Origin of the sequence: Thiomonas bhubaneswarensis, assembly GCF_001418255.1 — a bacterium.
Taxonomy (GTDB): domain Bacteria; phylum Pseudomonadota; class Gammaproteobacteria; order Burkholderiales; family Burkholderiaceae_C; genus Thiomonas; species Thiomonas bhubaneswarensis.
In genome coordinates this window covers 192,764-205,398 of record NZ_LIPV01000004.1, presented here as the reverse complement: position 1 = coordinate 205,398, position 12,635 = coordinate 192,764, and the positions used below count along the sequence as shown (strand labels likewise).

Below are 12,635 nucleotides of genomic sequence, written 5' to 3'. Positions count from 1 at the left end.
CTTTATGTCCACCGCCCCAACAGCACCCGTCGCCCCCAATATCAACGTGCCGTTTTTCTGGCCCATGCAGCTCGCCGCCAGCCTGACCGAGCAGGGGTTGGATCTGCTTGCACGCAACGTGAAATTCCTCGACGAGGAGCTGCGGCTGCACGGCGGGCTCAAGCCCCGACTCGCCACGGCGCACAGCGAGCGGCTGAAGCTGCGCACCCTCGATCTTTGCGACTACTCGCAACCAGCGGCTGCGGGCACGCCGACGCTGGTCATCGCGCCCTATGCCGGGCATACCTCGATGATCGCCGACTATCACGACGGGCAGAGCCTGATGCAGACGTTGCGGGCCGCAGGCGTCGGCCCTTTGTTCCTCACCGACTGGCACAGTGCCACGGCGGACATGAAAGACCTGGAAGTGGACGATTACCTGGCATCGCTGCTGGCCTGCGTCGACGACCTCGGCGGGCGCGTCAACCTGGTCGGCCTGTGCCAGGGCGGGTGGACGGCGGCGATGCTCGCCGCGCGCTTCCCAAGTAAGGTCAGCAGCCTAGTGCTGGCCGGCTCGCCCATCGACACCCACGCCGGTCATGGCCCGCTGCTGAAGATGGTCAAGCAAAGCCCGATGAGCTTCTATGAAGATCTGGTGGCCAGTGGCAACGGCCTGATGCTGGGCAAATACATGCTGGCCGGCTGGAAGAACATGCACCCTACGCAGCACTACGTGCAGGAGCACATCGACCTGTACGAACACATCGACGACCCGGTCTGGCTGAGCAAGACCGAGGCCTTCGAGCGCTGGTATGAGAACCCGCTCGACCTTCCCGGGCGCTGGTACCTGCAGGTGATCGACCGCTTGTTCAAACAGAATCAGCTTGCCCGTGGCGAGTTCGTGGCGCTCGGACGCCCGCTGCAGCTCAAAGACATCACCTGCCCGCTTTACCTGCTTGCGGGCGAGAGCGACGACATCACTCCGGCGGAGCAGGTGTTCGCGGCCAAGACGCTCTGCGGCACACCTGCGGATCAGGTCGAAGCCCAGACGGTGCCCGGCGGCCATGTCGGGCTGTTCATGGGCAAGCGAACCCTCGATGAAAGCTGGCCGAAGATCGGCGCGTGGATCGCCAGGCAGCGCTGACGGGCCATGGATCGGGACACACTACTTCGTCAGCGCTATGAACACTTCAGGCAGGCGCTCGGGCAGGCGCTGGATGTTGTCGATCACGGTGTAGCGGCGACCGAAGATGTCTGACACGTAGGCATCGGCCTTGGGGTCGAGACTGATACAGTAGGTGAAGATGCCCTCGCGGTCGAGCTCCTTCACCGCCTGACGCGCATCTTCGATGAGGTGGCGCTCGTCCTGCACGTCGATGTCGGCTGGCTCGCCATCGGTAAGGATGAGCAGCAGTTTTTTGTCGCTGCGTCGCGCGGCGAGGTAATGACTGGCATGGCGCATGGCCGCACCCATACGGGTGGAATAACCGGCCTGCATCGCGGCCAGCCGCGCCTTGACCGTGTCGTCCCAATGCTCGCCAAAGCCCTTGATGTGCAGGTAACGCACCTCGTGGCGGGTGTTGGACTGAAAACCGGCGATGGCCAGCGGGTCGCCCAACTGGTCGATGGCCCAGGCCAGCAGCGATACCGCCTCTTGCGAGAGTTCGAGGATGGTCTGCTCGCCGCCTGCCGCCTTGTCGTTGAGCGAGGCGGAAAGGTCGAGCAACAGCGTGACGGCGATGTCGCGGTCGTCGGTGCGATGACTCATGTTGATGCGCGGATCGGGCGCTGACCCGGCCTTGAAGTCGATCAGCGAGCGAATGGCCACGTCGAGATCAAGCTCGCTGCCCTCCTCCTGATAGCGGATGCGCACCTTGTCCTGCGGCTTGAGCAGATCGAGCAGGCGCTTCAGCCGTTTGGCCAGCGGAGCGTGTTTTTGTAGCAGGCGGTCAATCATCACCGCCTGTCCGGAAGGATGAAGCGCCTCGTAAACGCTCACCCAGTCAGGCCGGTAGCTATGGCTTGTGGAGTCCCATTCGGGATAGTGGCGTGGCGGCAGGCGCTGGGGCTCGGCCTGCACGTCGTTGTGGCGCTCGGTGTCGAAACTCTCCTCTTCGTCGCCCTGCTCGATGAAGCGCCACAGGTGCCGGTTGTCGTCGCGGTAATCGATCACGGTGTCGTCGAAATACACCTTGGCGAACTGGTCGTTGGGGCGGCGGGTCTTGGCAACATAGGCCAGCGCCAGGGCGGCCATCTCTTCGGTCGAAGACGCGCCACGCGCCAACGCGGCGCGAAAACGGACGACAAAGTCGTTGAGGTCGGCGTCGAGATAGCCATGCTGCGTGTCGAGCATGGCCCGCGACAGCAGCGCCAGCCGGTGGCGCAGGCAGGAGAAGGTCTCTGGATCGCAGGCGCCTTCGGCTGGCCTGGGATGCAGGGCAAGCAACAGCGGCCGCATGCCGGGATACTCGCGCATGACCAGGTTGTCGATGCGGCAGTCCTCGAAAAACTCGACGGCCATGCGCTGGAAGGGGCTCCAGTTGTCGGCGATCTGCGGCTGCGACCAACGGCGGTGACCGGCCATGTGTGCGAGGGTGACGCGGTAGCGATCGAGCCCGGACACGCCGTGTGCATCGTCCTGCACATCGGGCAGACGGATGCCGAGGGGGTCGTAATACGGCACGGGCTTGCGCAGTTCGTCAAAGGCGGTGGAATAGGGAATCAGCAGATCGCCGTCGCGCCAGAGCCCATGCAGATAGAGGTCGAGCTTGCGCTCCACGTCCACCAGCAGCGTGCCGTGGCGCTCGCGCTGCAGCACGGCGCGCGCATCGGCCGACTGCAGGCTGAAGTAGTCTTTCTGCCGCTCGGGGTGGCGGGCGTAGTGACGCACACCGTAGTCCACCCACTTGCGCAGGCCACCGATGTCGAGTTGCGCGAGCAGAGTTGGCGCCTGAGCGAGAAAGTCGGGTAGTCCGGGGCTGGGGTAAGTGCTGTGGAAGCCGTGGATGGAGCCGGTGGTGCGCTCCATCAGATCCGCCACGATGTCGAGGTAGTGCTGCAGTTGCCCTGGCGCCTGCAGTCGCCGCGACACTGGCGCCAGCGTTTGCAGCAAGGCCGCGATGGCCCGGCCGTTGGGCGACCGCTGCATGCGCCGCACCAGATCCATGACGGGTGCAAGCATGACCTCGCCCGCGCTCCGGGCCGTGGAGGGCCAGGCTTCGAGAAACGCCAGCAGCGGTTCGGCCCCGCGCCCCAGCTTGCCCAGCGACCTGGCCGCCTCGAGATAGGCATCGACGCCTTGGGGCGTCAGCGCGCCAAGCGCGTCGCTCATGCAGGCGTCGAACACCTCGAGCACCTGAGGAAACCGAGTGTCGAGCCGAGCCAGATAGGCGTCCATCACCGAGGCTGCGCTACTCACGGCCGTCGTCTCAGGCGAAGATCGCGTCGATGGCGTGATCGAGCGTGGCGCGGATGTCGGCGTCGTCGGTGATCGGGCGTACCAGCGCCATGCGGCAGGCGTCGGCCGGATCGACCCCGTCGCGTATCAGCTTGGCGGCATAGACCATCAGACGGGTGGAGATGCCTTCATCCAGCCCATGTCCCTTGAGGTTGCGTGCCGTCTGCCCGAGCTGCACCAGCCTGGCCGCCAGCTCGGGCGCCACACCGGCTTCGGTGGCGAGAATGGTGGCCTCGAGCGTGGCCTCGGGGTAATCGAAGTCGAAGGCGGCGAAACGCTGTTTGGTGGACTGTTTCAAGTCTTTCATCAGCGACTGATAACCGGGGTTGTACGAGATGACCAGCTGGAAGTCGGGATGCGCTTCGATCAGCTCGCCCTTTTTGTCCAGCGGCAACACACGACGATGGTCGGTCAGCGGGTGAATGACCACGGTGGTGTCCTGCCGCGCCTCGACGATCTCATCCAGATAGCAGATGGCGCCGATGCGCGCAGCCGTAGTGAGCGGACCGTCGAGCCAGCGCGTGCCGCCGCCCTCCAGCAGATAGCGCCCGACCAGATCGGAGGCGGTCATGTCTTCGTTGCAGGCCACGGTGATGAGCGGCTTGCCCAGCTTCCACGCCATGTATTCGACGAAGCGCGATTTGCCACAGCCGGTCGGCCCCTTCACCATCACAGGCAGCCGGTTGCGGTAGGCCGCCTCGAACAGCGCGACCTCGCGGCCCTGCGCCTGGTAGTAGGGCTCGGCCTTGATCCGGTAAGCGTCGGCCTGATGCGTCATGATTCACCTCGGTCGGGGGCACACCCCGTGAAAAAAGAAGCCCCCGGCTTGCCGGGGGCGAAGGTCATGCCGAATGATTCACAACCGGCTTACTTGTGCACGCCCAGCTTTTCGCGCCAGCCGGGGTAGAGCTTGTCGGCATCACCCGGGAAGGACTCGAACGCGCGGGCGAATTCCTTGTGCTCCTTGGCATATTCGATCGGATCGGCACCGGCCTTCCAGCACTCGTAGGCTTGACGCAGCGACTTGGCACCTGCCGCCGGCGAGTCGATGTGGCCATAGGAGCCGCCACCCGCGGTGTTGATGACGTTGCCATGGCCAAGGTTCTCGAAGAAACCGGGCAGACGCAGCGCGTTCATGCCGCCGGAGATGATCGGCGTGGTGGGCTTCATGCCGTACCACTTCTGGAAGTACACCGGGCCCTGGCACTCGTCGCGCTCAATCATGTAGGCGATGTTGCGGTCGTCGCCCTCGCCTTCCATCTTGCCGTAGCCCATGGTGCCGACGTGGATGCCCGAAGCTCCCTGCAGACGGCTCATCTTGGCCAGCACGAAGGCGGTATAGCCGCGCTTGGAGCTGGGCGAGGTGATTGCGCCGTGACCGGCACGGTGATAGTGCAGGTACTGGTTGGGGTACTGGCGACGGGCGGTGGTGACCATGCCGGGGCCACCGACGTAGCCATCGACCAGGAAGGCCAGCTTGTCGGCGTCTGGACCGAAGACTTCGAGCGCGAAGTCGGCACGGGCGCACATTTCGTGATAGTCGTCGGCGGTGATGTTCATGGAGAACAGCTTGGCCTCGCCGGTCTCGTCCTGCGCGCGCTTCATCGCGTCGTAGACCAGCGGAATCACCTTCTTCACCGGGGCAAAGACCTGGTTGCCCTGGGGTTCGTCGTTCTTGATGAAGTCGCCACCCAGCCAGAACTGATAGGCCGCCTGCGCGAACGGCTCAGGGCGCAGCCCGAGTTTCGGCTTGATGATGGTGCCCGCGATGTAGCCGCCGTCCTTGATCGGACGACCGAGGATGCGCCACAGGTTGGAGATGTCGGTGGCCGGGCCGTCGAACATCTGAATCGCGCGCTCGGGCACATAGAAGTCGATCATCTTGCCGTATTCCACGTCGCCCATGCCCTGGTTGTTGCCGATCACCAGAGTGAGGAAGGAGACGATCATGAAGCGACCATCGGTGAGGTTGCGGTCGAACAGCTCGATCGGATAGGCGATGCGCATATCCTCATTGGCCTCGTCGATGTAGTACACCAGCGCATCGACGCCCTTGGTGAAATCGTCGGTGGTGCTCACCTCGACGTTGGTGCCGGTGGACGACTCGGCCGCAAAGTGGGCGGCCGTGGCCAGATAGTCGTAGCCCGCCTTGGGCTTCATCTTGTAAGCCACCAGAATGTGTTTGCCACCGGCGATGAGGTCCGCCTCTTTCAGATCGAGATTGGCGTAGCGGCTGGATTGGTCATGAGCCATGTCGTTTCTCCGAGTGTAGAAAACGGGCCGACGCGGCCCGATGCGATTCCAATGGCGCCGAACTATAGGATCGATCTTTGATAAGATAAACTAAGACTTTGTTAGATTTTCTATAGTATTCAGTGATGATGAAAATCACCCTGAGGCAGCTCGAGATCCTTCAAGCCGTTGCGCGCACCGGCAGCTTTTCGCGCGCGAGCGAAGCATTGCATCTCACACAACCCGCCGTGTCGATGCAAATCAAACAACTGGAACATCTGCTGGACATGCCGCTGTTCGAGCATTCGGGCAAGAAGATCCGACTCACCGAAGCCGGTAACGAAACCCTGCGCAGCGCGCAGTACGTCTTCCGCGAACTGACCAATCTCGAACAATCACTGGCCAATCTCAAGGGACTCAAAGGCGGCGTCCTGACGGTGTCGGCCGTGAGTACCGCCAGCGTGCTCGCCGCCCGGCTGATGGCCATGTTCCGCAGCCAGAACCCGCAAGTCCGGATCAGCCTCAACGTCATCAACCGTGAAACCCTGCTCAAGCATCTCACCGAAAACATCAGCGACCTCGCCCTGATGGGCGCGCCACCCGAGGGCTATCACCTGAGCGCGACTCCCTTCATGGAAAACCCGCTGGTCATCATCGCCTCAGCCCATCATCCCCTGGCCCGGAAAAAACGCATCCCGCTTGCACGTCTGATCAAAGAACCCCTGGTCGTGCGCGAACCCGCCTCCGGCACACGCAGGGCTCTGGAAAACTTCCTGCTCGACCAACACCTGCCCTTCAGGCCGGCCATGGAGATGAACAAGAACGAGGCCATCAAGCAGGCCGCCGAAGTCGGCCTCGGCGTAGGCCTGGTCTCGCTGCACACCGTACAGGCCGAACTGGCCTCGGGCCAGTTGTGCGTGCTCGACGTCGAGGGCTTTCCGCTCAAGCGGCAGTGGTACCTGGTCCAGCGTGAAGACAAACGCCTCAGCCCCGCCGCCCAGGCCTTTGCAGACCTCGTTCTCGATCAAGCCTCAAAGGTTCTGGCGCCTCAGAGCAACATCAAAACGCGTAGAAAACCCGATCCTGTGGCGCCGTCTCCCGAAGTCAGGTAGAAGCCTTTGCACATCATCTGCAAAATGCTCGCGCCAAGCCCCAAATGAACCGCACCGGGTTTCGAGGAGGCTTGTTGGCTTGAGTCGGGCCGTGTTGGCCTGACAGTCAAGCGGATGGTTGGTTTTCAGATTCTCTCTCATTCAGCCCCCCGCAGGGGCCGCCGGAGACGCCCCCCGGTTGGGCCATGCCTGCATGGGTCAACCCTCCTGTTGCGCTGTCGCGTGGGCAGCCGTGATGGCGGGCACGGTCTGGTCTTGGCCTCGCCAGTAATTGGCCTCGGCCTCGGTTGGCGGGATGTAGCCGATGGGCTCGAGCAGCCGGTGGTGGTTGAACCATGACACCCATTCGAGCGTGGCCAACTCGACCGCCTCGCGCGTCTTCCACGGCCCGCGCCGGTGGATGACCTCCGCCTTGAACAGCCCGTTGATCGTTTCCGCCAGTGCGTTGTCGTAAGAGTCTCCCGTGCTGCCCACCGAGGGTTCGATGCCGGCCTCGGCCAGGCGTCCGCTGTAGCGGATGGAGACGTACTGGCTGCCGCGGTCGCTGTGATGCACCAGGGTGCCATCGCGCTCAGAGCGGCGCGCATAGAGCGCCTGCTCCAGCGCGTCGAGCACGAAGTCGGTCTGCATGGACGCGCTCACACGCCAGCCCACGATGTAGCGCGCAAAAACGTCGATCACGAAGGCCACATAGACGAAGCCCTGCCAGGTCGACACGTAGGTGAAGTCCGCCACCCACAGTGGGTTCGGCCGGTCGGCCTTGAACTGGCGATTCACACGGTCCAGCGGACACGCCGCGCGGGCATCGGGCACGGTGGTGCGCACGCCCTTGCCGCGGCGCACGCCCTGCAGTCCGAGACGACGCATCAGCCGCTCGACCGTGCAGCGCGCCACCGTCACGCCTTCGCGCAGGAGTTGGCGCCAAACCTTGTCAGCGCCGTAGACCCGCAGGTTCTGCTCGAACACGCGCTGCACTTCGGGCAGCAACTGCGCGTCACGCTTGGCTCTGTGCGCGAGCAGCGCGGGGTTGCGCTGGCGTGCCGCGTGGCGCCGGTACGCCGACGGGGCGACCTGCAAGGCGGTGCAGATCGGCTCGACCCCGTGAGCACCCCGGTGCTCATCCATGAAGGCGTTCACTTCTTGTGATGGCGGTCGATCCGCGCAGGGCGCAATAGGCGCTGGCCAGCTTCAGGATCTCGTTGGTCTTGCGCAGCTCGCGCACCTCACGCTCGAGTTCCTTGATGCGCTGCTGCTCGGACGTGGTCGGACCGGGGCGCCTGCCGCTGTCGCGCTCGCCTTGACGCACCCATTTGCGCAGGGTCTCGGCCGTGCAGCCGATCTTGCCGGCAATGGACTCCATCGCCGCCCACTGCGACGGGTACTGGTCTGCGGCATCGAACACCATGCGCACCGCGCGCTCGATGACCTCGGGAGAATACTTCGGGGACTTCCTCATTATGGCTCCATTCTCTCAATCGAAGGAGCCTCCTCAAAAACCGGGGCGGTTCATGGCTGGCCACCAGCGCGTCGCCTGCGACCACGTCCACGCGGCCGGGGTACAGCCGCGTGCTCACCATGTGCCCGGCCCACTCGCAGGGCACCGAATAGCGGTTGCGCGCCACGGTCACCAGGCAGGTGCTGCTGACTCGCGCAGGGCGCTCCACGTAGCCGTCAAACGGCGCTGGCATGCCCATGAGGTGCTCGCGCTCGATCTGCCACACGTCAGCGATGCTCAGCTCCCGGTGCTGCGGATGGGGCGTGTCCGCCCACACCGCCTTGCAGCGCTCGGCCAGCCACGCGTTGAGTTCGGCAAAGCGGGTGAACTTGCGCTCTCGTGCCTCCAGCCATACCCGCCGTCGGCTGTCCTGCACGTTCTTCTCCACCACCCCCTTCTCCCAGCCCGAGGCGACGTTGCAGAAGTCCGCATCGAACAGGTAGTGGCTGCACAGGGCCGCAAAGCGGGCGTTGACCACCCGGCCGCGGCCCTTCTTGACTTTGTCCATCGCGGTCTTCATGTTGTCGTAAATGCCCCGTCGGGCCACGCCGCCCAGCGCTGCAAACGACCTCGTGTGGGCATCGAACAGCATCTCGTGACCCTGGCTGGGGTAGGCCACCAGCCAGAACGCGCGCGAGGCGCACAGCTTCAGGTGCGCCACCTGTGCTTGGTGGTACACCCCGCCCACCACGATGCCTTCCTCGCTCCAGTCAAACTGGAACGCTTCGCCCAGCTCGAAACTCAGCGGCACAAACGCCTTCGTGGTGTCCTTGCCCGAGTCCTGTCGCCACGCCCGGATGAAGTCCGTCACCGCGCTGTAGCCGCCCCGGTAGCCCTGGGCCTGGATCTGCACAAACAGCGCCCGCGCCGTGCGCCGCTGATCCCGTGCCCGGTGGGCATCCGTCTTGAGCGCCGCCACCAGCGTCGCCTCGAACGCCGAGAGCTTGCCCACCTTCTGCGCCCGCTCATACCGCGGCTGGGTCGCCGCGGGCGCCTTGAGCCACTTCTTGACGGTGTTTCTCGATAAACCCGTCTTCCTCGCGATCTCGCTGATCGAGACCCCGTCGCGCATCTTCATGCGCCTGACCTTGCCCATCATGTCCATGGTGATTACCTCTTGTTTGCTCCTGCTGAGAAATTCAGCAGTCGCGTGATACACCCTGGTCAGTTTTGAAGCGGCATCCCCGCCTTCAGATGGTCAGTTTTCGGTCGGCGTCAACATTTGAGGGGGGGGTATTGAGGCGGCAGGGTCATGCGGCCCGACCTGCTACTACCGATTGAGGGCCGCACCATTGGAGCAACACATGATCTTGAAACAACGACCGCCCGAGCCGACCGGCGCGCTTACGATGCACGCGACCGAATATCACCCCGAACTTCAGGCGCGCATGGATGAGCTTGCCGCCCTCGACGCCCGCGTGGAGGCGAACCGGGCGCGGCAAGCCGAAATCGATCGAGCTTTGAATCACAGCGCTGGGGCACCGGAAACCGCGCCAGCAACGGCGCTCGACATCGTTGCAAAGCTGCTTCGCCCAGGCGGCACCACAGAAGCGCCAGTGCCCACGGCTGCTGAGCGCGCTAAGTCGCTTCGCCAAGAATGGACGCGACTGCGCGACGAAATCGATCTTCTTCAGCGCGTCCGTGCCGACATGGTGAGCCGTATCAACCTGGAGCGTGACCGGGCGTGCGCTCGCCGCCTGCAAGAGGCCGATGCGACCGAGCAGCCGGAGGCGCTGCAAGCCGCCGCCAGTGCGCTGCTCGACGTGCATCGGAAGGGGCGAGCATTGGCTAAGCACTTGCAAAGCCTGGGCTATCCTGTGGTGGCACCCCACTACTTCAGTAGGATGGAACTCTCGCAGACCTTAGAGGGCCTGCTTGAGCGGGCGGCCAAGGGAATGGAAACCGAGCTGCCTGAGCCGCCGCCGCCCTATCGCGGGCCGCCTGTCCAGAAATACACGGAGCGGAGGTTCATTCGATCCGAGTCAAACTTCTGAATGCCGCCCGCCCTACACGAAGCCCGGCCAAGCGCCGGGTTTTTTGCGCCTATCGCCGCACAAGGGTAAGACCGATGGTAAGACCGTGCAAACGCTGAAAAGAAAAAAGCCCATGAAATCATGGGCTTAGTTCATAGCATTGGCGGAAAGGGAGGGACCGATTTTCCACGATGAATCAACATATTGCACGGTCGATGCCATGATTCATACCATGAAGACAACCTTGATGTCCGGCAGGTCATGGCGCTGCATCCGAGCCCGTTTCACCGCGCTCAGTCCTTGTGGTCGGTAGTGACGAACACCGAGCTCCAGGATTTCACCCTTGAACGCCCGAAACGCTCCTGCAATCTCGTGTGCGCTTGCTGATGGAGTTTGCCTCAGCTTCTGCGGGAGGGATATAGCCCAGGTGCTCCATCATGCGATAGTTGTTGAATCACGCAACCCATTGCAGGGTGGCCAGCTCGACGGATTCCTTGGTCTTCCAGGGTGCGCGGCGATGAATCAGTTCTACAAACATCGCCGGCTTCATTCGTCGTTGGGCTACGTTAGTCCGATGCAATTCGAACGTGCTTGGCTTGGCGCCCAGAACAGGCAGGCCGCGTAACGGTCTCAGTTATGGGATCCAGAAAGCCCGGGCAAAATCACCGTTCTACAGCGACCGGGACGTCGCCAATGCTGATACCAATACGCTAGCGCCCAATAGGCCAACGAGCGCACCCGCGATCTTGCTAGCGATCGGGCTCACATCTGTATACCATTCGCGCACCCGTTTTCGAGAAAACAAATAGGCTAGCCCGGAATGCCATGCCGCACCATTAAAAACTAGAAGAATAGCGGTCGCAGCCGTTAGAGCCCAGCCGGCGTTTACGGGTAACAAAGCGGCGAAAGCGCTGCTAAAGAACAGGCCGGATTTCGGATTAGTTACATTTGTAAACAAACCGAGTTTGAACGCATCCATGGGCGAGATTTCCAAGCGGTTCGCATCTCTTGCGTGACCGGAGCGCCATAAGCGTGAAGCCACATATAAGAGATAAGATCCCCCGGCGATCTGCACGAACAACTTAAGACTAGGAGCGGCATGGAACAGCGTGCCAATACCAGCGATTGCCAAGACTATCCAAAGGCAAGCCCCAAGAACGATGCCGGCAACCGCGCTGGCTGTGGTCTTGTGATCAACGGAGCTGGCTGCTAATTGAGCCACAAGAAATGTATTTGTTCCAGGGCTCATCAAAGCACTGGTATGCAAGATCCAGACCGCAAGAAGAACCTGAAACATTTGAGAAAATATAAATTAGCTAGTTAGGGATGGCGTTCAAAAAGGCCCCGCTGTCCCTGGCGTCGTGACGATGTCGCCAAGACAATGTGCCCATGAAACAAGCTGACCTTGGCCTGGACTTGACCAGCCGCAACACCCGCAAGGGCAAGTTTCTGGACGAGATGGAGCGCGTGGTGCCGTGGGCGCAGCTGCTCGCGCTGATCGAGCCGGTTGCTCAGCGCAAGGAGCGCGGTCGCCCGCCGTTCGGCGCCGAGGTGATGCTGCGCATCCACTTCCTGCAGAACTGGTTCGGGCTGCCGGACGTGGCGATGGAAGAGGCGCTGTTCGACGTGCCGCTGTACCGGCAGTTTGCTGGTCTGAGTGGCATGGCGCGGCTGCCTGATCGCGTGAGCATCCTGCGCTTTCGGCACCTGCTGGAACAGCACGAGTTGGCGCCCAAGATGCTTGAGGTCGTGAACGCCACTCTGGCAGCCAAGGGGCTGCTGCTCAAGGAAGGCACGGCGATCGATGCCACGCGGATCGCCGCGCCCAGTTCGACCAAGAACAGCACCGGCACGCGCGATCCGGAGATGCACCAGACCAAGAAGGGCAACCAGTGGTACTTCGGCATGAAGTGCCACATTGGCGTCGACGCCGACAGCGGCCTGGTGCACACGGTGGTCGGCACCGCGGCCAACGTCAACGACGTGACCCAGGCGCATGCGCTGGTGCATGGCGAGGAAGCGGACGTGTTCGCCGATGCCGGCGATCAGGGCGTTGAGAAACGCGAGGACACGCAGGACATCCGCGCGCGCTGGCATGTCGCGCTGCGACCCGGACTGCGCAGGCTGCTCGACACGACCGATCCGAAGGACGCGATCGTGGAGCAGATGGAGCACGTCAAGGCGCGCATCCGTGCCAAGGTCGAACATCCGTTCCGCGTGATCAAGCGCCAGTTCGGCCATGTGAAGGTGCGCTACCGCGGGCTGGCGAAGAACACGGCGCAATTGCACACGCTGTTCGCGCTGTCCAACCTCTGGATGGCTTGCCGACAACTGATGGCGGCGCAGGGATGAGTGCGTCCGCCGCGCGCGGAAACGGCCACCGACGA

The 12,635-nt window shown here is 63.0% G+C and carries 9 protein-coding genes, 2 pseudogenes and 1 other annotated feature; of the genes and pseudogenes, 4 read left to right on the top strand and 7 right to left on the bottom strand.

All coding sequences use genetic code 11. The features are described 5' to 3' along the window. Window positions 1-4 precede the first annotated feature (4 nt). On the top strand, window positions 5-1,123 hold the full coding sequence (locus tag ASC45_RS07040) for an alpha/beta fold hydrolase (protein ID WP_055450331.1): 1,119 nt from the start codon (window positions 5-7) through the stop codon (window positions 1,121-1,123). Between the two features lie 21 nt (window positions 1,124-1,144). Here the strand turns inward: ASC45_RS07040 and ASC45_RS07035 are convergent, their stop codons facing one another. From ASC45_RS07035 to ASC45_RS07025, 3 genes are all read right to left on the bottom strand, one after another. Then, window positions 1,145-3,397 carry a nitric oxide reductase activation protein NorD gene (locus ASC45_RS07035; RefSeq protein ID WP_245609981.1) on the bottom strand — a complete coding sequence of 751 codons (2,253 nt, stop codon included), beginning with the start codon at window positions 3,395-3,397 and terminating at the stop codon, window positions 1,145-1,147. A gap of 10 nt (window positions 3,398-3,407) precedes the next feature. Continuing rightward, a complete protein-coding gene (locus ASC45_RS07030) occupies window positions 3,408-4,214 on the bottom strand; it encodes a CbbQ/NirQ/NorQ/GpvN family protein (RefSeq protein ID WP_055450329.1) in 807 nt (268 codons plus the stop codon). Between the two features lie 89 nt (window positions 4,215-4,303). Continuing rightward, entirely contained in the window at window positions 4,304-5,689 is a 1,386-nt protein-coding gene (locus ASC45_RS07025) for a ribulose-bisphosphate carboxylase (protein ID WP_055450328.1), read from the bottom strand. Window positions 5,690-5,814: 125 nt separating this feature from the next. On the opposite strand from ASC45_RS07025, the gene ASC45_RS07020 reads away from it, so the two are divergent. Next, window positions 5,815-6,780: a LysR family transcriptional regulator gene (locus tag ASC45_RS07020; RefSeq protein ID WP_055450327.1), complete on the top strand. Its 966-nt coding sequence runs from the start codon at window positions 5,815-5,817 to the stop codon at window positions 6,778-6,780. Between the two features lie 198 nt (window positions 6,781-6,978). On the opposite strand, the gene ASC45_RS07015 is transcribed toward ASC45_RS07020, so the two are convergent. Both ASC45_RS07015 and istA read right to left on the bottom strand, forming a co-directional pair. After that, window positions 6,979-8,236, bottom strand: a protein-coding gene (locus ASC45_RS07015; RefSeq protein ID WP_141655747.1) for an IS3 family transposase whose coding sequence is annotated in 2 segments (ribosomal slippage) — window positions 6,979-7,951 and window positions 7,950-8,236 — 1,260 coding nt in all. Because the reading frame shifts where the segments join, the coding sequence is not laid out codon by codon here. After that, window positions 7,843-7,958 (bottom strand) — a sequence feature (AL1L pseudoknot). (Overlaps the previous gene by 116 nt.) 49 nt (window positions 8,237-8,285) lie before the next feature. After that, a pseudogene (istA, locus tag ASC45_RS07010) lies at window positions 8,286-9,380 on the bottom strand (IS21 family transposase); the annotation flags it as partial. 199 nt (window positions 9,381-9,579) lie between these two features. Between istA and ASC45_RS07005 the strand changes: the two are divergent. Then, window positions 9,580-10,269 (top strand): hypothetical protein, encoded by a 690-nt coding sequence (locus ASC45_RS07005; protein WP_055450325.1) that lies wholly within the window; start codon window positions 9,580-9,582, stop codon window positions 10,267-10,269. Window positions 10,270-10,585: 316 nt separating this feature from the next. Here ASC45_RS07005 and ASC45_RS16020 read toward each other — a convergent pair. Continuing rightward, window positions 10,586-10,780, bottom strand: a pseudogene (locus ASC45_RS16020) (IS3 family transposase); the annotation flags it as partial. Between the two features lie 138 nt (window positions 10,781-10,918). Continuing rightward, on the bottom strand, window positions 10,919-11,545 hold the full coding sequence (locus tag ASC45_RS15485) for a LysE family transporter (protein ID WP_072242998.1): 627 nt from the start codon (window positions 11,543-11,545) through the stop codon (window positions 10,919-10,921). Window positions 11,546-11,637: 92 nt separating this feature from the next. Between ASC45_RS15485 and ASC45_RS06995 the strand changes: the two genes are divergently transcribed. Then, window positions 11,638-12,600 (top strand): IS5 family transposase, encoded by a 963-nt coding sequence (locus ASC45_RS06995; RefSeq protein WP_055450324.1) that lies wholly within the window; start codon window positions 11,638-11,640, stop codon window positions 12,598-12,600. Window positions 12,601-12,635: the final 35 nt, after the last annotated feature.